This is a genomic window from Vibrio sp. YT-17 (assembly GCF_033337375.1).
Lineage (GTDB): Bacteria > Pseudomonadota > Gammaproteobacteria > Enterobacterales > Vibrionaceae > Vibrio > Vibrio alginolyticus.
Window position 1 is genome coordinate 37,025 of record NZ_JAWOQP010000024.1, and the last position, 23,035, is coordinate 60,059.

Sequence of the window (23,035 nt, forward strand, 5' to 3'; positions counted from 1 at the left end):
GATGATGAGATGGTTGCGGTAAGAAGCGCGCATTTAAACCAAGATGAACAGTTTGAACTCGAAAACTGGGTGGCTAGCCTAGGACAAGAGAAAAACACAGCCTCACGCTTAATCGAAGTATATCGAGATTGCCAGACGGTATTAGCTGATAACGAGCAAGCGGAGCTGTTGTTGTGGCGTGGACGAGAAATGATCGAAATTTTGATCACCTTGTCTATGGATCAAGCCACTTTAGTGGCTGCTCAACTGTTTCCTTTGGTTTCAAGTGGTGCTTTTAACAGAGAAATTCTGGAAGAGAAATACAGCAAAGAAATCATAAAATTAATCGACGGCGTTGAAGAAATGGCTGCTATTGGCCAACTCAACGTCAACATGGAAGGCAGTGCAGCGTCATCTCAGGTAGATAACGTACGCCGCATGCTGCTTGCCATGGTGGATGACTTCCGCTGCGTAGTTATCAAGCTCGCGGAACGAATTTGTAACCTTATTGAAGTTAAAAAAGCGCCAGATGAAGTTCGACGTGCGGCGGCAAAAGAGTGTGCCAACATCTATGCGCCGCTAGCAAACCGATTAGGCATCGGTCAGCTGAAATGGGAAATTGAAGATTACGCTTTCCGCTACCAACAACCGGAAACTTACAAACAAATTGCCAAACAGCTTTCTGAGCGACGCATCGTTCGTGAACAGTACATCAAAGACTTTGTTGAAGACCTCACGCACGAAATGGAAGTGTCGGGCATCAATGCCGAAGTGAGTGGTCGACCTAAGCACATCTACAGCATTTGGCGAAAAATGCAGAAAAAGAGTTTGGCCTTTGATGAGCTGTTTGATGTGCGAGCAGTGCGTATCATCGCGGACAAACTGCAAGATTGTTACGCGGCTTTAGGCGTAGTTCACACCAAATACAAGCACCTACCGAGCGAGTTTGATGACTACGTTGCTAACCCTAAACCAAACGGTTATCAATCGATCCATACAGTAATTCTAGGGCCAGAAGGCAAAACCATCGAGATCCAGATTCGTACCAAGCAAATGCATGAAGAGTCGGAGCTGGGTGTTGCAGCGCACTGGAAATATAAAGAAGGGGCAAGCAGCCGAAGCGGTTATGATGAGAAGATCACGTGGCTGCGTAAGCTATTGGATTGGCAAGAAGAAATGTCTGACTCTGGCGAAATGCTCGATGAACTGCGTAGCCAAGTCTTTGATGACCGTGTTTATGCCTTTACACCACGTGGTGATGTTGTCGATTTGCCAATGGGGGCAACGCCGCTAGATTTTGCCTATCACATTCACTCCGAAGTGGGACACCGTTGTATCGGTGCCAAAGTCGGAGGTCGTATTGTGCCGTTCACGCATAAATTACATATGGGTGACCAAGTCGAGATTATCACTCAGAAAGAACCTAACCCATCACGTGACTGGTTAAACCCATCATTAGGCTTCGTTCATTCTGGTCGTGCGCGTGCCAAAATTAACGCCTGGTTCCGAAAACAAAGCCGTGAGAAGAACCTCGAAGCAGGTCGTGAAATCCTTGAGCATGAGTTAGCCAAAATTGGCGCAACGTTAAAAGATGCAGAGCATTACGCCCTCAAGCGGTTTAACGTCAAAACACCAGATGAATTGTATGTTGGTGTAGGTAGTGGTGATTTGCGCATCAACCAAATCATTAACCATATCAACGCGTTAGTTAACAAGCCAACGGCAGAGGAAGAAGACCAGCAAGCACTGGAAAAACTGCAAGAAGCTGAGCATAAATCACCCGCGCAAAGCCGACCGAAAAAAGACGCAGTTGTAGTAGAAGGCGTCGATAACCTAATGACACATCTAGCACGTTGCTGTCAGCCAATTCCAGGTGACGATATCTCTGGTTACATAACGCAAGGTCGTGGGATTTCAGTACACCGTAGTGACTGTGAACAGCTAGAAGAACTGCGCCATCATGCGCCAGAGCGCATCATCGATACAGTCTGGGGCAGCGGCTTTGTGGGGTCATACATCCTCACCGTGCGTGTTGAAGCGATGGAGCGAGGTGGTCTACTCAAAGACATTACGACACTGTTCGCCAACGAAAAGATCAAAGTGACCAGTATGAAGAACCGAGTCGACTACAGACGTCAACTTGCCATCATGGACTTTGACCTAGAAGTCACCAATATTGAGGTGCTTTCGCGGGTTTCGAAGCGTGTGGAACAGATCAAGGATGTCATGACGGTGAAACGCCTCGGCTAAAACTCTCGTCATAGTTATCGTTGTAGCGTTGTTGCCTGCGCTCACTCCGGAGTGCCGGCCCAGGCTCATCACATAGGCGAGCTATGCTCAGGAGTCGCGAAAATTTGTTGCCTTGTCAAAGTAACAATTACTTAGTGAAAGCTGCTGAGAAAATATAATGTAGAAGGTGAGTGGTTTTGGCTGCTCACCTTTTTCTTTAATAGAAAGGTTTAAAGGAACAAAAAATGAGTCATCCAATTGAACAGTTAGAACAAATCATGGCGAAGCTGCGTGACCCAGAAAACGGTTGCCCTTGGGACTTAAAACAAACCTTTGACACCATCGTTCCGCATACTATAGAAGAAACCTACGAAGTGGTGGACGCGATTCAAAATCGAGATTGGCCCAATCTAAAAGAAGAGCTAGGGGATTTGTTGTTTCAGGTGATTTTTTACAGTCAGCTAGCGAAAGAGCAAGAGCTGTTTGACTTTTCGGATGTCGTTGAAACCGTGAACGAAAAACTGACTCGTCGCCACCCGCATGTTTTTTCAGATGTTGAGTTTGAATCTGACGAGGAAATTAACGCGAACTGGGAAGAGGAAAAAGCAAAAGAAAAAGCCCTAGTAGGCAAAGCGGAAGAAAGTATCCTAGACTCAATACCAAACTCTTTACCGGCACTTTCTCGTGCTACAAAAATTCAGAAAAAATGTGCAAAATTTGGGTTTGATTGGGATTCACTTGGCCCGGTTGTCGATAAAGTACGAGAAGAAATTGACGAAGTCATGGAAGAGGCACTGCAAGTTCAGCCCGATGAAGAGAAAGTTGAATTGGAGCTCGGTGATTTGCTATTTGCGACTGTCAATTTGGCTCGCCACCTTGATAAAAACCCAGAAGTCGCGCTAGGAAAAGCAAACGTAAAGTTTGCGCGACGTTTTAAACAAGTTGAAGGCAAGGTCCAGCAGTCAGGCAAAGTACTTACAGATTGTTCTTTATCAGAACTTGACCATTTTTGGGATGAAGTAAAACAAGAAGAATCGAGGCAGAGGTAAACTGGCAGAATACATAATATAAGGTCAGCTTGTTTGGTTACACGAAAACGGACTTTGGTTTGTCTTTGCTCACTTTGATTTGAAGCAAAAAATAAAAAATTACGGTGTGATAGATTTCACGTTGTGGCGGTAAGGAGCTTCTGGTATATTTATCTCCCGTCCAGAAGCACTCCATTTCCCTCATTCAACCAATTTCAGGTTAAACATGACGACAAATTACATTTTTGTTACTGGCGGGGTTGTATCCTCTCTAGGTAAAGGTATTGCAGCAGCATCTCTTGCGGCTATTCTAGAAGCTCGTGGTCTTAAAGTGACTATGATGAAGCTTGACCCTTACATCAACGTTGACCCGGGCACAATGAGCCCTACTCAGCACGGTGAAGTGTTCGTTACAGAAGATGGCGCAGAGACTGACCTTGACCTTGGTCACTACGAGCGTTTCATCCGTACCAAGATGACCAAGCGTAACAACTTCACTGCAGGTCGTGTTTATGCCGACGTACTTCGTAAAGAACGTCGTGGTGACTACCTAGGCGCAACTATTCAAGTTATCCCTCATATCACTAACGCAATCAAAGATCGCGTTATTGCAGGTTCTGAAGGCCATGATGTGGCTATCGTTGAAGTTGGCGGTACTGTTGGTGATATCGAATCACTACCATTTATGGAAGCGATTCGTCAGCTAGCTGTTGAGCTAGGCCGTGAGCGCGCAATGTTCATGCACCTAACACTTGTTCCTTACCTAGCGGCAGCGGGCGAAGTGAAAACTAAGCCGACGCAACACTCTGTAAAAGAACTTCTATCTATCGGTATTCAGCCAGACATCCTAGTTTGCCGTAGCGATCGCGTTATTCCTGCGAATGAGCGTAAAAAAATCGCACTGTTCTGTAATGTTCCAGAAAAAGCAGTAATTTCAATGAAGGATGTAGACTCTATCTACAAGATCCCTCAGTTGATTAAATCTCAAGGTCTAGATGATCTTGTGTGTGCTCGCTTTGGTATTACTGCTCCGGAAGCAGACCTTTCTGAATGGGAACAGGTTATCTACGAAGAAGCAAATCCTACTGGTGAAGTAACCATCGGTATGGTTGGTAAATACATTGAATTACCAGATGCATACAAATCTGTGAACGAAGCGCTTAAACACGCTGGCTTGAAAAACCGTCTAAGCGTCACAATTAAGTATGTAGACTCACAAGATATCGAAACAAAAGGCGTTGAACTTCTAGAAGGTTTGGACGCGATCCTAGTACCAGGTGGCTTCGGCGATCGTGGTATTGAAGGCAAGATCCGTGCGGCTCAATATGCACGTGAAAATAACGTGCCTTACCTAGGTATTTGTTTGGGTATGCAAGTTGCACTAATCGAATACGCGCGTAACGTTGCGGGTATGGAAGGTGCACATTCAACAGAATTTAACAAAGAGACTAAGTACCCTGTGGTAGGTTTGATCACAGAGTGGGTAGACGAATCAGGTAGCGTAGAAGAGCGTACTGAAAAGTCTGACCTAGGCGGTACGATGCGTCTTGGTTCACAGTTGTGTCACCTAGAGAAAGGGACTAAAGCTCGTGAACTGTACGGTAGCGCGACGATCCATGAACGTCACCGTCACCGTTACGAAGTGAATAACGTGCTTCGTCCGCAAATCGAAAAAGCAGGCCTAAAAGTATCAGGTCTATCTGCGGACAAGAAGTTAGTGGAAATGATTGAGAACCCAGCTCACCCATGGTTTGTAGCGGCTCAGTTCCACCCAGAATTCACCTCGACTCCTCGCGATGGACATCCATTGTTTGCAGGTTTTGTTAAGGCTGCGGGCCAAAACGCACGCGGCGAATTCGAGAAGTAAAAGGATACGGGCGGCGGCGAAGGTTGTGCTGCTGCCCTTTAAGATTGACATTTATATTTGAAACGAGAGGAAACATTAATGTCTAAGATCGTTAAAGTTCTAGGTCGTGAAATCATCGACTCACGTGGTAACCCAACTGTAGAAGCTGAAGTACACCTAGAAGGCGGTTTCGTAGGTATGGCGGCAGCTCCATCTGGCGCATCTACTGGTTCTCGCGAAGCTCTTGAGCTACGTGACGGTGACAAAGCACGTTTCCTAGGTAAAGGTGTTCTTAAAGCAGTTGAAGCTGTAAACGGCCCAATCGCTGAAGCTCTAGTTGGCAAAGACGCTAAAGACCAAGCTGCAATCGACGCAGTAATGATCGAACTAGACGGCACTGAAAACAAATCTAAATTCGGTGCTAACGCTATCCTAGCTGTTTCTCTAGCAAACGCTAAAGCTGCTGCTGCTGCGAAAGGCATGCCTCTATACGAGCACATCGCTGAGCTAAACGGCACTGCAGGTCAGTTCTCTATGCCTCTACCAATGATGAACATCATCAACGGTGGCGAGCACGCAGACAACAACGTTGACATCCAAGAGTTCATGATCCAACCAGTTGGCGCTAAGACTCTTAAAGAAGGTCTACGTATCGGTGCAGAAGTATTCCACAACCTAGCTAAAGTTCTTAAGTCTAAAGGCTACAGCACTGCAGTTGGTGATGAAGGTGGTTTCGCTCCTAACCTTAAATCTAACGCTGAAGCTCTAGAAGTTATCGCAGAAGCTGTTGCAGCTGCTGGTTACGAACTAGGTAAAGACGTTACTCTAGCTATGGACTGTGCTGCATCTGAGTTCTTCGACAAAGAAGCTGGCATCTACAACATGAAAGGCGAAGGTAAAACTTTCACTTCTGAAGAGTTCAACCACTACCTAGCTGAACTAGCTAACCAATTCCCAATCGTTTCTATCGAAGACGGTCTAGACGAGTCTGACTGGGATGGCTTCAAGCACCAAACTGAACTACTAGGTGACAAGCTTCAACTAGTAGGTGACGATCTATTCGTTACTAACACTAAGATCCTTGCTGAAGGTATCGAGAAAGGCGTAGCTAACTCTATCCTTATCAAGTTCAACCAAATCGGTTCTCTAACTGAGACTCTAGCTGCAATCAAGATGGCTAAAGACGCAGGTTACACAGCAGTAATCTCTCACCGTTCTGGCGAAACTGAAGATGCAACTATCGCTGACCTAGCGGTAGGTACAGCTGCAGGTCAAATCAAAACTGGTTCTATGAGCCGTTCTGACCGTGTTGCTAAGTACAACCAGCTAATCCGTATCGAGGAAGCTCTAGGTGAGCGCGCTCCTTTCAACGGTCTTAAAGAAGTTAAAGGTCAAGCTTAATTCTTCACTGAATTAGCAGCTTAACTTAAAGCTTTTAAAACACCCTGCTTTGGCGGGGTGTTTTTGTATCTGACATATGAGAACAGGCTTTGCTTTTTGATGTCTTTCGCTTACGTTCATTTGTGATTCCATAGAACGAGGAGAGAGAGTAGAGAAGTCTCTTTGTTTCATTTTGCTGCCTATTTCTTGTAAGGAGCGTGTGAGTCTCCCTTTCTCCCCTAGAGGCAACCTCGCATTTATGCTATATATGTCACCTTATCTAATTCCTTCCGGTACAGAATGTTAGCAGCGATATGCGAATCTTTGTTATAGCCCTTACGCTACTGTTTGGCTTGCTTCAATACACTCTATGGTTTGGTAAAAACGGAGTGTCTGACTACTACACAGTAAAAGATGAAATTGAAGTTCAGCAACAAGTGAACAGCAAGCTACAAGCTCGCAACAATGAAATGTTCGCTGAGATTGATGACTTAAGGCAAGGTCTTGATGCGATTGAAGAACGTGCGCGTCATGAGCTCGGTTTAGTTAAAGATGGCGAGACTTTTTACCGCATTATAGGTGAGGAAAACCATTAAAATGTTGGATATGAACTCATCGCATATCGCAATTGTGCCTGCTGCTGGTGTAGGGAGCAGAATGAAGGCAGATCGCCCTAAGCAATATTTATTGATCGAAGGTAAAGCGGTACTGGAACATACCGTAGAGAAACTGCTTTCTCACCCAAATATTTCTAAGGTTGTCGTTGCCATTACTGACGGCGACCCATATTACCCAGAATTGTCCATTGCTAAGCACCCAGATGTGATTCGTGTAGCTGGTGGTAAAGAAAGAGCAGACTCTGTGTTATCAGGGCTAAACTATGTCAATGAGCATCTGGAAAGCGAGTGGGTATTAGTCCACGACGCTGCGAGGCCATGTGTATTAACATCCGACATTGACCGTTTGATTGATGTTTGCTGCGCCCACTCAACGGGTGGCATTCTCGCATCTCCTGTGAGAGATACAATGAAGCGAGCAAACGTAGTACAAGATATCGATCATACGGTAGATAGAGAAGCATTGTGGCATGCACTGACTCCACAAATGTTTAAAACTCAGCAGCTTACTCAAGCACTGGCTGACGCATTAGAACAGGGTGTAACCATTACTGATGAAGCCTCGGCTTTGGAATGGTTAGGCGAGAAGCCAGCCTTAGTTCAAGGGAATGCGAACAATATAAAAATCACTCAGCCAGAAGATCTTGCGTTAGCCGAGTTTTATCTAAGCCGTGAGCGCGGCGAATAAAGAAAGGATAGAAAATGATTCGAATTGGTCATGGTTTCGATGTACATAAATTCGGTGGTGAAGGCCCAGTCATTATTGGTGGTGTAGCAATCCCTTATGAGCAAGGTTTGATTGCTCACTCAGATGGTGATGTAGCGTTGCATGCGTTAACGGATGCTCTGCTGGGCGCGATTGCTGCCGGCGATATTGGTCGTCATTTCCCAGATACGGATGATAAATGGAAAGGCGCAAACAGTCGTGAATTACTGAAAGACGTTTACCGTCGAGTTAAAGAGCAAGGCTACCGTCTTGGCAATGCTGATGTAACCATCATGGCACAAGCGCCTAAGATGGCTCCGTACATTGAAGCCATGTGCGCAGCGATTGCCGAAGACTTGGAAACCGACATTAACAACATTAACGTAAAAGCGACGACGACAGAACGTCTTGGTTTTACTGGACGCAAAGAAGGCATTGCAACGGAAGCAGTTGTACTTCTGTTTAAGCAATAACTAGCAATTTGCTCCTCTAAGCTGTGATATCAGCGGAAACACATCATGTCAGACATTTTATCTTCATTGGCTTACCTAACAGGTAAGCCAGTTGCATCTGCAAAAATCAAAGCGCAACCAGAGCATTTTCAGGTTCGCGAAGATTTAGGTTTTGCCTTTACGGGTGAAGGCGAGCACTTAATGGTTCGTATCCGTAAAACAGGTGAGAACACCAGCTTCGTAGCTAACGAGTTAGCAAAAGCCTGTGGTGTTAAGTCGAAAGACGTCAGCTGGGCAGGTCTTAAAGACCGTCATGCTGTGACTGAACAGTGGCTAAGCGTGCATTTACCAAAAGGTGAAACCCCAGACTTTTCAGCATTTTTGGCGCAATACCCGAGCATCGAAATCCTTGCAACGGATCGTCACAACAAAAAACTGCGTCCTGGTGACTTAGTAGGGAACGAGTTCGTGGTTACTTTGTCTGAAGTGACAGATGTAGCGGATGTTGAGCAACGTCTTGAAAATGTGAAACAAGTAGGTGTGCCAAACTACTTTGGTAGTCAGCGTTTTGGTAACGATGGCAACAACCTTGAAGAAGCACGTCGATGGGGACGCGAGAACGTTCGTACCCGTAACCAAAATAAGCGCAGCATGTACTTGTCAGCGGCTCGCTCGTGGATCTTCAACCGCATCGTTTCAGCTCGTCTAGAGAATTGTGTGTTTGATAAGTTCATTGATGGTGACATTGCACAGACGAATTCTGGCACTCAGTTGATTGATGCAAACAACATCACTGATTTGCAAGTGCAATTTGCACAAGGTGAAGCGGCAATTACCGCTGCGCTTGCTGGCGATAATGCACTGCCTACTCAAGCCGAGGCTCTGGCATTAGAGCAACCGTTTTTAGACGAAGAGCCTGACCTCATGGCGCTGATTCGTGGTAATCGCATGCGCCACGATCGTCGCGATATTGCGCTGAAGCCAAAAGATTTAGCTTGGACGGTTGAAGGTAACAACATTACGCTGACTTTCTCACTGGATGCGGGATCTTTTGCGACCTCTATTGTTCGTGAGTTAGTTAATGAGGTTGAAGTAGAAAGAGAATACTAATGGAACAGGATTCACGAAACCCGAAGCCCTTAAGAGTCTTAATCAGCAATGATGATGGTGTTCATGCACAAGGGATTCATGCCCTCGCTGATGAGTTGAGAGATATCGCCGAAGTGACCATTGTCGCACCTGATCGAAATCGTTCAGGTGCTTCGAATTCACTCACATTAGAACAACCATTACGCGTGACTGAAATTGCCCCAAATATCTACTCAGTGCAAGGCACGCCCACGGATTGTGTGCATTTCGCGCTGAATGAGCTAATGAAAGATGATTTGCCTGATCTTGTTCTGTCAGGAATCAACCATGGCGCTAATTTGGGTGATGATGTTCTTTATTCTGGAACGGTAGCAGCAGCCATGGAAGGTCATTTCCTTGGCGTTCAGTCGGTGGCTTTTTCTCTAGTGGGTAAGCGACATTTCGAATCCGCCGCTAAAATTGCACGTCAAATTGTACAACAGCATTTAGCGTCGCCGATTCCAACGAATCGTCTACTGAACGTAAACGTGCCTGACTTACCATCAGAGAATTTAGGTGAAATTGAAGTTACTCGTTTAGGTGCACGTCATCACGCAGAGAATATGATCAAGCAGAAAGATCCGAGAGGCCATGACATTTATTGGTTAGGCCCACCAGGAAAGGAGCAAGATGCAGGAGAGGGCACGGACTTTTATGCAATTGAGCATGGCCGAGTTTCAATGACGCCTCTGCAAGTTGATCTCACCGCTCACGAGTCGCTGCGTGCTATGGATAGTTGGTTAAAGGAAGAGAAGTAATGAGTAACCCACATGCTGACAGGTTGATAGCGTTTCTTATCTCCAGTGGCATCAAAGACCAAAGAGTTCTGGATGCTATCCAACGCTTGCCACGAGAAAGCTTTGTTTCTCAAGCGATGATGCACCAAGCCTATGATAACAATGCGTTACCAATTGGTCAGGGACAAACTATTTCTCAGCCTTATATCGTTGCTCGTATGACCGAGTTGCTTGAGCTAGAACCGGCGAGTCGTGTTCTGGAAATCGGAACGGGATCGGGTTATCAAACCGCGGTACTGGGGCAAATTGTTGATCATGTATACTCCGTTGAGCGAATTAAATCGTTGCAATGGGAAGCAAAGCGTCGCCTGAAGCAATTGGATATCTACAATGTTTCAACTAAGCATGCTGATGGGTGGCAGGGCTGGGAAGCGCGAGGTCCTTTCGATGCTATTATTGTTACCGCTGCCGCTGAAGTGATTCCCCAAGCTCTTCTCTCACAATTAAGAGATGGCGGCAAAATGGTCATTCCTGTTGGAGATACGGAACAACAGTTATTAAAAATAGAGCGTAAGGGAGACGAATATCTCTCTACCGTTGTAGAAATGGTTCGGTTCGTACCTCTGGTTGCGGGTGATTTAGCTTAAGGGTTAGGGATAGGTGAATAAGTTACTACGTCATATTGGTATTAGCTTTGTGTTTGCTGCAGGACTAGTTGGTTGTGCAGCGCATTCCCCTGCACCTGTCTCTAGCCTAAAAAAAGACTATTCAAGCCTTGAAAGAGGAAGTTACAGAGGGAGTTATTATGAGGTAAAAAAAGGTGATACACTTTACTTCATAGCTTATGTCACAGATAAAGATGTAAATGATCTTGTTCGTTACAATGAGTTAACTCAGCCTTACACTATCTACCCAGGACAGAGGCTAAAACTTTGGGCTCCGAAATATGTCGCCCCTAAATATGGTCAAAAAGTTGAACCCGTTGTGGCTCCTGTTGTTACGACACCCCCAGCTCCAGTGACGAAAACATCAACAGCCTCTAAACCTAAACCTTCGAGTAAAAACTCTAGTCAAAAACCTACAGAGACTAAGCCTAAAGTCGTACAAAAACAGCCTCCAAAGAAGGTTGAACAATCGAAAACAAAGGAGTATGTTGGTTCAAAAGATAACCAAAAAGTGAAGCAAAAAGCGCCAACTACCACAGCAAAGAGTGATAAAGTCTCAAAGTGGTTGTGGCCAACAAAAGGGAGAGTAATCAAGAACTTTTCGGCGGGAGAACAGGGAAATAAAGGTATCGACATCGCAGGACAGCGTGGTCAACCTATCGTTTCAACCGCAGCCGGCACAGTCGTTTATTCAGGCAATGCGCTACGAGGTTATGGCAACTTAATTATAGTAAAGCATAACGACAATTATTTAAGCGCATACGCACACAATGACAAACTGCTGGTCACAGAAGGACAAAGCGTAAAAAGCGGACAAAAAATCGCCACCATGGGTAGTTCAGGTGCAAAGTCGGTCAAACTACACTTTGAAATTCGCTATCAAGGTAAATCAGTGAATCCAAAACGCTATTTGCCTTAAAACTTTGAAAAACAACTTGCGACATCATTTAGCGACATATTGAGTTGTCATGTCTTGCTAACTCGCCAGGGGGAGGCGTTATGAGTATCAGCAACACAGTAACCAAAGTTGAAGAGTTTGCATTTGACAATGCGTCAGTGAAGACCATTGATAACGAACTCGAAAGATCATCATCCACAGAAAGCAAAGCGACTGCGCGTGAAGAGTTTGACGCGAGCAGTAAAAGCTTAGATGCAACTCAGTTGTATTTGGGCGAAATTGGCTTCTCACCTTTACTTACTGCCGAAGAAGAAGTGCTTTACGCAAGACGCGCCCTACGTGGCGACGAAGCGGCACGCAAACGTATGATCGAAAGTAACCTACGTTTGGTTGTTAAGATTTCTCGTCGATACAGTAACCGTGGTCTAGCACTACTTGATCTGATTGAAGAAGGTAACCTCGGCTTGATCCGAGCGGTCGAAAAATTCGACCCAGAACGTGGTTTCCGTTTCTCTACTTACGCAACGTGGTGGATCCGACAAACGATAGAGCGAGCGTTGATGAACCAAACTCGCACGATCCGTCTACCTATCCATGTAGTGAAAGAGCTGAACATTTATCTGCGTACTGCGCGTGAACTTTCTCAAAAGCTCGATCACGAACCGACCGCAGAAGAAATTGCTGCTCAATTAGATATTCCAGTCGAAGACGTAAGCAAAATGTTACGCCTTAATGAGCGTATTAGCTCTGTCGACACGCCAATCGGTGGTGACGGTGAGAAAGCGCTGCTAGATATTATTCCTGATGCAAACAACTCTGATCCAGAAGTTTCGACTCAAGATGACGACATCAAATCATCGTTGATTCATTGGTTAGAAGAGTTGAATCCGAAACAGAAAGAAGTGCTTGCACGTCGCTTCGGCCTACTAGGCTACGAGCCTTCGACGCTGGAAGAAGTTGGTCGAGAGATTGGTCTGACACGTGAGCGAGTACGTCAAATACAAGTGGAAGGTTTACGTCGTCTTCGTGAAGTCCTAATCAAACAAGGTTTGAATATGGAAAACTTGTTTAACGTAGAAGACGATTAAATAGTCCGTATTTCACTAGATACACAAAAGGCTATGGTTCCCCATAGCCTTTTTTCTTTTTTTCTCGTTGGTGTGAGTCTGTTTACAGCATCTTCTTCAAGCGATACAGCTCTTCAAGAGCTTGGCGTGGCGTTAAGTCGTCAGGATCAATACCTGACAGAGCTTGTTCGACCTCGCTAGGCTCTGGAATCAGGCTCAACTGGTTAGCCACATCTACTGCACTTGGACGTGGTGTGTCACTGTTTTGCCCCAGTTGCTCTAGCTGAGATAGCTTGTTACGCGCATTTTTGATGACCGTTTTTGGTACGCCTGCTAAGCCCGCAACAGCCAGGCCGTAAGACTTACTTGCCGCACCTTCTTGAACTGCGTGCATAAAGGCAATGCTGTCTCCATGTTCTACGGCATCCAAGTGAACGTTCGCTAAGTTTGGCAGCTGGCTTGGTAACTCTGTTAATTCGAAGTAGTGGGTTGCAAATAGGGTCATCGCACCAATTTGTGTTGCGAGCCATTCCGCACTTGCCCAAGCTAAAGACAGACCGTCGTAAGTACTAGTACCACGTCCGATTTCATCCATTAGCACCAAACTATTCTTAGTTGCGTTGTGAAGAATATTGGCTGTTTCTGTCATTTCTACCATGAAGGTCGAGCGGCCAGATGCAAGATCATCTGACGCACCAATACGAGTAAATATACGATCTAAAGAACCAATCTGTGCGGATTCTGCCGGTACATAAGAGCCGATATGTGCCATCAATGCAATCAGCGCAGTTTGACGCATGTAGGTTGATTTACCACCCATGTTTGGACCGGTGATGATCAACATCTTACGGGCTGGGTTAAGCTCAATTGGGTTCGCGATGAACGGCTCTGTTGTTACTTGTTCTACGACTGGATGACGACCAGCTTGAATGTGAATTCCTGCGTCTTTCACAAGCGTTGGGCGGCAGTAATCTAACGAATCTGCACGCTCTGCTAGGTTTTGTAATACATCCAGTTGAGACAGAGCAGAAGCTAGGTTTTGCAGCTTCTCAAGGTTTGGCATCAATAGATCAAACAGTTCTTCCCACAACTGTTTCTCAAGTGCTAACGCTTTAGATTTCGAGTTAAGTACTTTGTCTTCGTGTTCCTTAAGCTTTGGAATGATGTAGCGTTCAGCGTTTTTGAGTGTTTGGCGACGTACATAATGCGGTGGAACCAAATGGCTCTGGCCACGGCTTACTTGGATAAAGAAGCCATGAACGTTGTTATAGCCTACTTTAAGCGTATCGATACCGTGTCGTTCACGCTCATCTCGCTCAAGCTGCTCAAGATATTCTGTTGCACCATCTGCCAATTTTCGCCATTCATCGAGCTCCGCATTGTAGCCTTCAGCGATGACGCCACCATCACGAATAACAACCGGCGGATTTTCTTTAATCGCGCGCTCTAACAGGTCACATACTTCGTCAATCGGAGCTGCATACTTCGCCAATTTCGTTAGGTACGGATGGGTCAAAGAAGCGGTGACAGATTCTAGCTCTGGTAGCTGTTGCATGGCATTGCGAAGTCTAGCCATATCGCGAGGGCGAGCAGAGCGTAATGCAAGGCGCGCTAAGATACGTTCAATATCACCAATTTGCTTTAACGTTGGTTGAAGATCAGCAAACAGAGCTTGTTCTTTAATCTCACCAATCGCATCAAGGCGATCGTTTAACGTTTCAATGCAACGCATAGGCTGATGCAACCAACGCTTCAGCATTCGGCTGCCCATCGGAGTTGCACAATGGTCGAGTACTGCAGCGAGCGTGTTATCGGTTCCGCCTGCTAGATTTTGAGTAATTTCCAGATTACGTCGGGTAGCAGCATCAAGGATGACGGATTGATCCTGATGATCAAACGTTAAAGAGCGAATATGAGGTAAAGCCGTACGTTGAGTATCTTTTACGTACTGGATCAAACAACCAGCAGCACACAGCCCTAAGGACGCATGTTCTACACCAAAACCAACCAGATCTTTTGTGCCAAATTGTTGATTGAGTTGTTGCTTAGCCGTATCAAGCTCAAACTCCCAGACTGGGCGACGACGGTTACCATTGCGGCTCGCCATTAAATGTACAGGTTCAAAATCTTCTGGGAACAGTAGCTCACGTGGTGCAGTGCGTTGAAGCTCGGCTGTCATCGCTTCTTCAGTTTCTGGTTCTGTCAGTTGGAAGCGACCAGAGGTGACATCCAGCGTCGCATAACCGAACTTACCGTTGTGATGGTAAATTGCTGCGATTAAGTTATCGACACGCTCAGAAAGCAGCGCTTCATCCGTCACAGTACCTGGTGTCACGATACGCACAACTTTACGTTCTACCGGGCCCTTGCTGGTGGCCGGATCGCCAATCTGTTCACAGATCGCCACAGACTCACCAAGCTGAACAAGTTTTGCCAGGTAGCCCTCTACGGCGTGAAATGGCACACCCGCCATTGGGATTGGTTCACCTGCAGACGCACCACGTTTGGTCAATGAAATATCAAGAAGCTGAGAAGCTCGCTTGGCATCATCGTAAAAGAGTTCGTAGAAATCGCCCATGCGGTAGAACAGCAAAATCTCTGGGTTCTCAGCTTTTAGCTTGAGGTATTGCTGCATCATCGGAGTGTGTTTTTGTTCAGCTTTCACAGGTAAGTTCTTTTGTTTATTTCCGTAGCGGCTTAGGATACGTGAATCCCTATCAAGTAAAAAGAGACAAAGGGCATTTTGGCTATGGAAAAAACAACAAAATTGAGTGCCGATTTAGGCGCATTATTGGCTAAACACGGGCATGTTTTAACGACCGCAGAATCATGCACAGGTGGTGGTGTTGCAACCGCCATTACTGACATTGCTGGTAGTTCAGCGTGGCTTGACCGTGCGTTTGTCACCTACAGTAATGAAGCGAAAATGGAGATGCTTGGTGTGCAAGCTTCAACGTTAGAAGCGCATGGTGCAGTGAGTGAGCCAGTTGTGATTGAAATGGTACAGGGTGCAATTAAAAACTCAAATGCCACCATCGGTGTATCCATCAGTGGTATTGCAGGGCCGGGTGGTGGCAGTGAAGAGAAACCAGTCGGTATGGTCTGCTTTGCTTTTGCTGATAACCAAAGTTGGCAGCAAGTAGAAACCATGCATTTCTCTGGTGACCGTGCAGAAGTTCGCAAAAAAGCGGTCGAGCACGCGTTGACTCAATTGTATCAACATCTGCTCTAGAATTTCTTAACTTGTTTTAGCCCAGCATTGATAAGGGCTAGAGCAAATCATGACTTTAGGTCAGCCAAATTTTTTTCATACAGGTATGGACACTGTATGAATCAACAGTATAATAACTTTCATTGCTGAGCAGTTCTTCTGCTTAAGAAAAATGAATTACTATTCGTCGCCCAAAGAAGATGAATAAATCGGAGAAAGTAATGGACGAGAACAAACAGAAAGCGCTCGCCGCTGCGCTAGGTCAAATTGAAAAGCAATTCGGTAAAGGCTCTATCATGCGCCTTGGTGATAACCGCGCAATGGACGTAGAAACCATCTCAACGGGTTCTCTTTCTCTTGATATCGCTTTGGGTGCTGGTGGTCTACCAATGGGTCGTATCGTAGAAATCTACGGCCCAGAATCTTCAGGTAAAACAACATTAACGCTTGAGCTTATTGCTGCTGCGCAACGTGAAGGCAAAACGTGTGCGTTTATCGATGCAGAGCACGCTCTAGATCCTGTATACGCGAAGAAACTTGGCGTTGATATCGATGCATTGCTAGTTTCTCAGCCAGACACAGGTGAGCAAGCGCTAGAGATCTGTGACGCACTTGCACGTTCTGGTGCTATCGATGTTATGGTTGTCGACTCTGTCGCAGCACTAACACCGAAAGCAGAAATCGAAGGCGAAATGGGCGATAGCCACATGGGTCTGCAAGCACGTATGCTTTCTCAAGCAATGCGTAAGCTAACGGGTAACCTAAAGCAGTCTAACTGTATGTGTATCTTCATCAACCAAATCCGTATGAAGATTGGTGTGATGTTTGGTAACCCAGAAACAACAACAGGTGGTAACGCACTTAAGTTCTACGCTTCTGTTCGTCTAGATATCCGTCGTACTGGCGCAATCAAAGAAGGTGACGAAGTCGTAGGTAACGAAACGCGCATCAAAGTTGTTAAGAATAAGATTGCAGCACCATTTAAAGAAGCAAACACACAAATCATGTACGGCCAAGGCTTTAACCGCGAAGGTGAACTTGTCGATCTAGGTGTGAAGCATAAGTTAGTTGAAAAAGCCGGTGCTTGGTATAGCTACAATGGCGATAAGATTGGTCAAGGTAAAGCGAATGCATGTAACTACCTGCGTGAGCACCCTGAAGTGGCTAAAACTATCGATACAAAACTGCGTGAAATGTTGCTAGCGCCAGCACTTGCGGAGGCGCCTGAAGCTGGTGAAGCGCCAGAGCAAGCTGAAGAGTTTTAATCTCTCATAGATTAATAAATGACAAAGCCCTGCAATGCGGGGCTTTGTTGTATCTATTGAAATCAAAAATCGAATTATCACAAAGGCCATTGAGAGCCTGTACAGCAAAAATACTTTTAGGATCATCATGTACCAAAAACGCCAGGCGCCAACATTATCGAGCAAAGAGGCTGCTATACAATTGCTTAGCCGTCGCGATCATGGTCAGTATGAGCTTTACCAAAAATTATCGATGAAGGGCTATGAAGAATCAGACATCGACATCGCAATTAATTTTTGCCTAGACCATAACTATTTAGATGATTTACGTTACGCGAAGAGTCAAATTAGACAGCATGTATACAAAGGACATGGAGAGCGTCGAATTCGTCAAGAGTTAAACCAGAAGCGTGTTGCGGAATCGGTGATTGAGCAAGCTATGGCTGAAGAGCCGCAAGATTGGTTTGAACTGGCTAAACAGGCGGCAGAAAAGAAATTCAAAGGTATTAAAGCCAAAGACCAAAAAGAGTACGCAAAACAAGTTCGTTTTCTGCAGTATCGCGGCTACAGTTTTGACCAAATCAGCTACGCGCTGAACTTTGAGGACGAAGATTAACGGTCAGTCGTCCGCACTGATTTTTGTTTTGCTTCAAATTTTTTCTCCTACTCCCTCTTTTCCTCAAGAAAACTAGTCTCAGCTGTTTGCATGATCTACAATACGGCAAAATTCTAACTCGACTATTTTCAGGAAGAGCTGCATGTACATGAGCACTGATGAGGTTCGTAACGCGTTCCTCAAGTTCTTTGAGAGCAAAGGACACCAAATCGTAGAAAGTTCATCGTTAGTTCCACATAACGACCCAACCCTGCTGTTCACAAACGCAGGTATGAACCAATTTAAAGATTGTTTCTTAGGCTTAGAAAAACGAGCCTACACTCGAGCGACTACGGCTCAGCGTTGCGTACGTGCTGGTGGTAAACATAACGACCTAGAAAATGTTGGCTTTACTGCTCGTCACCACACATTCTTTGAAATGTTAGGCAACTTCAGCTTTGGCGATTACTTCAAAGAAGATGCGATCTCCTTTGCTTGGGAATTCCTAACCGAAGTTCTTAAACTGCCAGCGGATCGTTTATTGGTAACTGTTTACGAAACCGATGACGAAGCGTTTGACATCTGGAACAAGAAAGTTGGCGTACCCGCTGATCGTATTGTTCGCATTGGTGATAAAGAAGGCGGCAAGCCGTACGAGTCTGATAACTTCTGGCAAATGGGCGACACTGGCCCTTGTGGTCCATGTACTGAAATCTTCTACGATCACGGTGAGCACATCTGGGGTGGCCGTCCTGGCACGCCTGAAGAAGATGGTGACCGTTTCATCGAGATCTGGAACAACGTATTCATGCAGTTCAACCGTCACGCAGACGGCACTATGGAACCGCTACCAAAACCATCGGTAGATACTGGTATGGGTATCGAGCGTATCTCTGCAATCATGCAGGGCGTTCACTCAAACTACGAAATCGATGTATTCCAAGCTCTTATCAAAGCAGCAGCAGAAGTGATCGGTTACGAAGACCTATCAAACCAATCACTACGCGTTATCGCTGACCACATCCGTTCATGTTCATTCCTGATCGTGGATGGTGTTATGCCTTCAAACGAAGGTCGAGGTTACGTATTACGCCGTATCATCCGTCGTGCAGTTCGTCACGGTAACAAGCTGGGCGCACAAGGTGCATTCTTCCACAAGTTGGTTGGCGTTCTAGCTGACATCATGGGTACGGCTGGTGAAGAGCTGAAGCGTCAACAAGCTGTGGTTGAAAAAGTACTGCGTATCGAAGAAGAAAACTTTGGTCGTACACTTGAGCGCGGTATGGCGATTCTAAACGAAGCACTAGATAACCTAGACGGTAAAGTACTAGACGGCGAAACCGTATTTAAACTTTACGATACTTACGGCTTCCCAGCTGACTTAACTAACGACGTAGCACGTGAGCGTGAGTTCGCAATCGACGAAGAAGGTTTCGAGAAAGCGATGGAAGAGCAGCGTCAACGTGCGCGTGAAGCGGGTAACTTCGGTACTGACTATAACGCAGCAATCAAAGTTGATACGCAAACAGAATTCTGTGGTTACACAGGTACTAAAGGCTCTAGTTCTGTAGCAGCGATGTTCGTTGAAGGCAACGAAGTAGATTCGCTATCTGCGGGCGACAAAGCAATCATCGTACTTGGTGAAACACCATTCTACGCAGAGTCAGGCGGTCAGTGTGGTGACGCTGGTGAAATCCGTACTGAGTCTGGTGTATTCCGCGTTGAGGACACTCAAAAACTAGGTAACGCAATCGCGCACCACGGTGTAATGGCAGAAGGCGTTCTAGCGAAAGGTGATGAAGTAGCAACTATCGTTGACGCAGAGCGTCGCGCAGCTATCTCTCTAAACCACTCAGCAACGCACTTGCTACACGCAGCACTACGCCAAGTTTTAGGTGAGCACGTAACGCAGAAAGGCTCATTGGTGAAGGCAGACAACCTACGTTTCGACTTCTCACACCTAGAAGCCGTAACTGCAGCAGAACTGAAAGAAGTTGAGCGTCTAGTTAACGCGCAAATTCGTCGCAACCACACGATTGAAACCAACGTGATGGACATTGAGTCTGCTAAGAAGAAAGGCGCAATGGCACTGTTTGGTGAGAAGTACGATGACGAAGTACGCGTACTGTCTATGGGTGACTTCTCGACAGAGCTTTGCGGTGGTATTCACGCATCAAGCACAGGTGATATTGGCCTATTCAAAATCACTTCAGAAAGCGGCATTGCTGCAGGTATTCGACGTATTGAGGCGGTAACAGGCGAGGCTGCATTAGACGCGATTGAAGCTCAAAACGCGAAGTACGAAGAGAAACTGGTAGAATCTGCACAGAAAGCAAAAGCGCTAGAGAAAGAAGTACAGAAGCTAAAAGATAAGATGGCGGCAGCAGAAAGCGCTAACATCATGGGCAAAGCGGTTGAAGTCAATGGTACAAAAGTTCTAGTCGCAGCTCTTGAAGGCGCTGACAGCAAGAACCTACGTACTATGGTTGATGACATCAAGAACCAAATGGGGTCTGGTGTCGTACTGCTTGCTAACGTAACAGGTGACAAGGTTGGCCTGATTGCTGGTGTGACTAAAGATCTAACTGGTAAAGTAAAAGCTGGTGATCTAGTTAAGATGATTGCTGAGCAAGTCGGTGGTAAGGGCGGTGGTCGTCCTGACATGGCTCAAGCTGGTGGTACTGATGTAGCCGCACTACCAGAGGCAATTAAAACAGTTCAGCCTTGGTTAGAAGAGCGCTTATAAGCTTTTAACTACTAAAATTACGCTCAATCAAGTTTCTTTGATTGAGCGTAATTTTTTTTAGCAGCCAAGTGGTTTAATTGACCAAAAGTTAACCGAGTCATTTAGGCTATTTGGTTTTTGTTGTAACTACTGCTTATATAATTTTTCTAAAAGGAAATACTGACGATGTAAGCAGTTCTAAAGAGACTTCGGTCTTGGGAAGGTGAAGACTGGTGAAAAAGCCCCTTATCGTGCAAAAGTTTGGCGGAACCTCCGTGGGTTCAATTGAAAGAATCCACCAAGTTGCTGAACACATCATTAAGGCGAAAAATGATGGCAATCAAGTTGTTGTTGTCGTGTCTGCAATGTCAGGCGAAACAAACAGACTGATGGACCTCGCTAAACAGATAGATAGCGTGCCTACAGCTCGAGAACTTGATGTTTTGCTCTCTGCTGGTGAGCAAGTGTCAATGGCACTGTTAGCAATGACACTCAATAAATTGGGTCATGCTGCACGCTCGCTTACCGGAGCACAGGCGAATATTGTGACGGATAATCAACACAATGACGCAACGATTAAACACATTGATACTAAGACAATTCTGGGATTGCTTGAGCAAGACCAAATCGTGATTGTTGCAGGCTTTCAAGGTGTGAATGAGAACGGGGATATCACCACATTAGGTCGAGGTGGCTCAGATACGAGCGCAGTGGCACTGGCAGGCGCATTGCGCGCTGATGAGTGTCAAATCTTTACCGACGTTGATGGTATTTATACTTGTGACCCACGTGTAGTGAAAAACGCGCGAAAATTGGCGGTTATCGATTTTCCTTCCATGGAAGCGATGGCAAGCCGAGGCGCGAAAGTATTACATTTACCTTCAGTGCAATTTGCATGGAAGAATAATGTGCCACTGCGCGTGCTTTCGACATTTGATGTTAATGAAGGCAGTCTGGTAAAGGGGGAGTTAGGCAATCAAGCCGTCTCTGGTATAGCCATTCAACGTGACCTTGCCATAATCGAAGTCGATAAAGAACATTTATCTAGTGCTACAAAACAATGTCAGATGTTGGGTATCGACATTTGGAATGTGATCGAGGAAACAGAACGGGCAGGTATCATGATAAAACAAGATGCATGTGCCAAGTTCGATCTGGTGTTCAGCGACAAAATCCGTAATAGTGAAGTGGTAAGCCTGTTGACCGCAGTGGGGCTTGAGGCCAATGGAATGGTAGAGCACGCATGCGATTTGTTGGCAAAGCGAGATATTGAGATCAATTTCAGCGCAACGAATGCACTCACTATGATGCTAGTTTTAGCACCCGAATGTGTGGATACAGCAGCAAACATTCTGCATGATGCTTACATTACGTCTAGTGAAGCATTAAACATTCAACAAAAACATGCCTTTTTAGGCTGATTTTCGCTAACAAGGTAGTTTACGAAAATATAACTTTTGTTGGATAATAGCTTTGTAGCAAGAAAATTTAGAGATTACTCAAGGAGCAAAGAATGCTAATTTTGACTCGCCGCGTAGGCGAAACACTGATGATTGGTGATGAAGTGACTGTAACTGTACTAGGTGTTAAAGGTAACCAAGTGCGTATCGGCGTTAACGCTCCGAAAGAGGTTTCAGTTCACCGTGAAGAAATCTACATGCGCATTCAAGCTGAAAAAGGCAATGGCAACGTTGCTTCAGGTAACTACTAAGTCGCTCCTGTTTACAGAGCTTAGTTTGAATGAAAAAGGCTAACCGAAGGGTTGGCCTTTTTAGTTTCTACTGTTTTTGAAAATTTGCAGAAACTATTGTGTTGAGTATGGCTGTGAATTCATCAATAATGTTGATTCGAACTTCAGAAAGTTATTTGAAAATAAATGTCTTTTTTTCAGAGAAGACTCTCTTTTTTTCATCATAATAGAGTGATAAAGTTCGTTTAATAGTCACTTTGATTAAATCAGCAACGGTTAAGCCAGTTTCGTAGATTTTTTCAAAGAAAGTGTTTGACATATTTTCGGTAAAACGTAATATGTGCCTCCGCAAGACGGTGAGGTGGCCGAGAGGCTGAAGGCGCTCCCCTGCTAAGGGAGTATACGGTTTATCCCGTATCGAGGGTTCGAATCCCTCCTTCACCGCCATTCTTGCAACGTTGATTTATCAACAAAAAGTGCGTCCTTAGCTCAGCTGGATAGAGTACCTGGCTACGAACCAGGCGGTCGGAGGTTCGAATCCTCCAGGACGCGCCATATCTCTTTTGAGATATAACAATGAAAACGGTGAGGTGGCCGAGAGGCTGAAGGCGCTCCCCTGCTAAGGGAGTATACGGTTTATCCCGTATCGAGGGTTCGAATCCCTCCTTCACCGCCATTCATTGACTGGCCCGATGGCCTTTTTTTTGTTTCGTAAGAAATGAATGTGATTTACTTCACAACTTCTTAGCAAGAAGATCTGCGCGTCCTTAGCTCAGCTGGATAGAGTACCTGGCTACGAACCAGGCGGTCGGAGGTTCGAATCCTCCAGGACGCGCCA

The 23,035-nt window shown here is 45.6% G+C and carries 19 protein-coding genes and 4 tRNA genes; 22 read left to right on the forward strand and 1 reads right to left on the reverse strand.

Annotated features, from left to right (window positions below; genetic code table 11):
• Window positions 1-9: 9 nt before the first annotated feature.
• The 12 genes from relA (at window position 10) to rpoS (ending at window position 12,753) form a co-directional block, all read left to right on the forward strand.
• On the forward strand, window positions 10-2,229 hold the full coding sequence (gene relA, locus R7F67_RS19675; protein WP_005380915.1) for a GTP diphosphokinase: 2,220 nt from the start codon (window positions 10-12) through the stop codon (window positions 2,227-2,229).
• 224 nt (window positions 2,230-2,453) lie between these two features.
• Complete coding sequence (mazG, locus tag R7F67_RS19680) at window positions 2,454-3,257, forward strand: nucleoside triphosphate pyrophosphohydrolase (protein WP_318057311.1); 804 nt, start codon at window positions 2,454-2,456, stop codon at window positions 3,255-3,257.
• A 205-nt stretch (window positions 3,258-3,462) separates the two neighbouring features.
• Window positions 3,463-5,103, forward strand: a complete 1,641-nt coding sequence (locus R7F67_RS19685; RefSeq protein WP_021034029.1) for a CTP synthase — start codon at window positions 3,463-3,465, stop codon at window positions 5,101-5,103.
• Window positions 5,104-5,181: 78 nt separating this feature from the next.
• The gene (gene eno, locus R7F67_RS19690; protein WP_005383785.1) at window positions 5,182-6,483 is read left to right on the forward strand and encodes a phosphopyruvate hydratase; all 1,302 of its coding nucleotides are present in this window, start codon (window positions 5,182-5,184) and stop codon (window positions 6,481-6,483) included.
• 293 nt (window positions 6,484-6,776) lie between these two features.
• The gene (gene ftsB / locus R7F67_RS19695) at window positions 6,777-7,058 is read left to right on the forward strand and encodes a cell division protein FtsB (RefSeq protein WP_005380907.1); all 282 of its coding nucleotides are present in this window, start codon (window positions 6,777-6,779) and stop codon (window positions 7,056-7,058) included.
• Window position 7,059: 1 nt separating this feature from the next.
• A complete protein-coding gene (ispD, locus tag R7F67_RS19700; protein ID WP_318057312.1) occupies window positions 7,060-7,767 on the forward strand; it encodes a 2-C-methyl-D-erythritol 4-phosphate cytidylyltransferase in 708 nt (235 codons plus the stop codon).
• Between the two features lie 14 nt (window positions 7,768-7,781).
• Window positions 7,782-8,258, forward strand: coding sequence for a 2-C-methyl-D-erythritol 2,4-cyclodiphosphate synthase (gene ispF, locus R7F67_RS19705; protein WP_053304132.1), 477 nt, complete (start codon window positions 7,782-7,784; stop codon window positions 8,256-8,258).
• A 45-nt stretch (window positions 8,259-8,303) separates the two neighbouring features.
• Window positions 8,304-9,347 carry a tRNA pseudouridine(13) synthase TruD gene (gene truD, locus R7F67_RS19710; RefSeq protein ID WP_318057313.1) on the forward strand — a complete coding sequence of 348 codons (1,044 nt, stop codon included), beginning with the start codon at window positions 8,304-8,306 and terminating at the stop codon, window positions 9,345-9,347.
• Window positions 9,347-10,123 (forward strand): 5'/3'-nucleotidase SurE, encoded by a 777-nt coding sequence (gene surE / locus R7F67_RS19715; RefSeq protein ID WP_005380894.1) that lies wholly within the window; start codon window positions 9,347-9,349, stop codon window positions 10,121-10,123. The genes truD and surE overlap by 1 nt, the downstream gene beginning before the upstream one ends.
• On the forward strand, window positions 10,123-10,749 hold the full coding sequence (locus R7F67_RS19720; protein ID WP_318057314.1) for a protein-L-isoaspartate(D-aspartate) O-methyltransferase: 627 nt from the start codon (window positions 10,123-10,125) through the stop codon (window positions 10,747-10,749). The genes surE and R7F67_RS19720 overlap by 1 nt, the downstream gene beginning before the upstream one ends.
• A gap of 13 nt (window positions 10,750-10,762) precedes the next feature.
• Window positions 10,763-11,686 carry a peptidoglycan DD-metalloendopeptidase family protein gene (locus tag R7F67_RS19725; RefSeq protein ID WP_017633546.1) on the forward strand — a complete coding sequence of 308 codons (924 nt, stop codon included), beginning with the start codon at window positions 10,763-10,765 and terminating at the stop codon, window positions 11,684-11,686.
• An 80-nt stretch (window positions 11,687-11,766) separates the two neighbouring features.
• Complete coding sequence (gene rpoS, locus R7F67_RS19730) at window positions 11,767-12,753, forward strand: RNA polymerase sigma factor RpoS (RefSeq protein ID WP_005380887.1); 987 nt, start codon at window positions 11,767-11,769, stop codon at window positions 12,751-12,753.
• 82 nt (window positions 12,754-12,835) lie between these two features.
• Here rpoS and mutS read toward each other — a convergent pair whose 3' ends face one another.
• Window positions 12,836-15,397 carry a DNA mismatch repair protein MutS gene (gene mutS, locus R7F67_RS19735; protein ID WP_318057315.1) on the reverse strand — a complete coding sequence of 854 codons (2,562 nt, stop codon included), beginning with the start codon at window positions 15,395-15,397 and terminating at the stop codon, window positions 12,836-12,838.
• Window positions 15,398-15,481: 84 nt separating this feature from the next.
• On the opposite strand from mutS, the gene pncC reads away from it, so the two are divergent.
• From pncC to R7F67_RS19785, 10 genes are all read left to right on the forward strand, one after another.
• Window positions 15,482-15,964, forward strand: a complete 483-nt coding sequence (gene pncC / locus R7F67_RS19740) for a nicotinamide-nucleotide amidase (protein WP_005383794.1) — start codon at window positions 15,482-15,484, stop codon at window positions 15,962-15,964.
• A gap of 200 nt (window positions 15,965-16,164) precedes the next feature.
• On the forward strand, window positions 16,165-17,208 hold the full coding sequence (gene recA, locus R7F67_RS19745) for a recombinase RecA (protein ID WP_005380874.1): 1,044 nt from the start codon (window positions 16,165-16,167) through the stop codon (window positions 17,206-17,208).
• A gap of 127 nt (window positions 17,209-17,335) precedes the next feature.
• Window positions 17,336-17,803: a recombination regulator RecX gene (gene recX / locus R7F67_RS19750; protein WP_005383799.1), complete on the forward strand. Its 468-nt coding sequence runs from the start codon at window positions 17,336-17,338 to the stop codon at window positions 17,801-17,803.
• Between the two features lie 142 nt (window positions 17,804-17,945).
• The gene (gene alaS / locus R7F67_RS19755) at window positions 17,946-20,528 is read left to right on the forward strand and encodes an alanine--tRNA ligase (protein WP_318057316.1); all 2,583 of its coding nucleotides are present in this window, start codon (window positions 17,946-17,948) and stop codon (window positions 20,526-20,528) included.
• 212 nt (window positions 20,529-20,740) lie between these two features.
• Window positions 20,741-21,928 (forward strand): aspartate kinase, encoded by a 1,188-nt coding sequence (locus R7F67_RS19760; RefSeq protein WP_005383803.1) that lies wholly within the window; start codon window positions 20,741-20,743, stop codon window positions 21,926-21,928.
• A 92-nt stretch (window positions 21,929-22,020) separates the two neighbouring features.
• Window positions 22,021-22,218 (forward strand): carbon storage regulator CsrA, encoded by a 198-nt coding sequence (csrA, locus tag R7F67_RS19765; RefSeq protein WP_004415691.1) that lies wholly within the window; start codon window positions 22,021-22,023, stop codon window positions 22,216-22,218.
• Window positions 22,219-22,552: 334 nt separating this feature from the next.
• Window positions 22,553-22,644: transfer RNA gene (locus R7F67_RS19770), tRNA-Ser, on the forward strand.
• 31 nt (window positions 22,645-22,675) lie between these two features.
• Window positions 22,676-22,752 (forward strand) — tRNA-Arg (locus R7F67_RS19775).
• Window positions 22,753-22,781: 29 nt separating this feature from the next.
• Window positions 22,782-22,873: transfer RNA gene (locus R7F67_RS19780), tRNA-Ser, on the forward strand.
• 85 nt (window positions 22,874-22,958) lie between these two features.
• Window positions 22,959-23,035: transfer RNA gene (locus R7F67_RS19785), tRNA-Arg, on the forward strand.

Coding starts and splice junctions, on each gene's coding strand:
- relA (WP_005380915.1), top strand. CDS start 10: ATGGTTGCGGTAAGAAGCGCGCATTTAAACCAAGATGAACAGTTTGAA.
- mazG (WP_318057311.1), top strand. CDS start 2,454: ATGAGTCATCCAATTGAACAGTTAGAACAAATCATGGCGAAGCTGCGT.
- R7F67_RS19685 (WP_021034029.1), top strand. CDS start 3,463: ATGACGACAAATTACATTTTTGTTACTGGCGGGGTTGTATCCTCTCTA.
- eno (WP_005383785.1), top strand. CDS start 5,182: ATGTCTAAGATCGTTAAAGTTCTAGGTCGTGAAATCATCGACTCACGT.
- ftsB (WP_005380907.1), top strand. CDS start 6,777: ATGCGAATCTTTGTTATAGCCCTTACGCTACTGTTTGGCTTGCTTCAA.
- ispD (WP_318057312.1), top strand. CDS start 7,060: ATGTTGGATATGAACTCATCGCATATCGCAATTGTGCCTGCTGCTGGT.
- ispF (WP_053304132.1), top strand. CDS start 7,782: ATGATTCGAATTGGTCATGGTTTCGATGTACATAAATTCGGTGGTGAA.
- truD (WP_318057313.1), top strand. CDS start 8,304: ATGTCAGACATTTTATCTTCATTGGCTTACCTAACAGGTAAGCCAGTT.
- surE (WP_005380894.1), top strand. CDS start 9,347: ATGGAACAGGATTCACGAAACCCGAAGCCCTTAAGAGTCTTAATCAGC.
- R7F67_RS19720 (WP_318057314.1), top strand. CDS start 10,123: ATGAGTAACCCACATGCTGACAGGTTGATAGCGTTTCTTATCTCCAGT.
- rpoS (WP_005380887.1), top strand. CDS start 11,767: ATGAGTATCAGCAACACAGTAACCAAAGTTGAAGAGTTTGCATTTGAC.
- pncC (WP_005383794.1), top strand. CDS start 15,482: ATGGAAAAAACAACAAAATTGAGTGCCGATTTAGGCGCATTATTGGCT.
- recA (WP_005380874.1), top strand. CDS start 16,165: ATGGACGAGAACAAACAGAAAGCGCTCGCCGCTGCGCTAGGTCAAATT.
- recX (WP_005383799.1), top strand. CDS start 17,336: ATGTACCAAAAACGCCAGGCGCCAACATTATCGAGCAAAGAGGCTGCT.
- alaS (WP_318057316.1), top strand. CDS start 17,946: ATGTACATGAGCACTGATGAGGTTCGTAACGCGTTCCTCAAGTTCTTT.
- csrA (WP_004415691.1), top strand. CDS start 22,021: ATGCTAATTTTGACTCGCCGCGTAGGCGAAACACTGATGATTGGTGAT.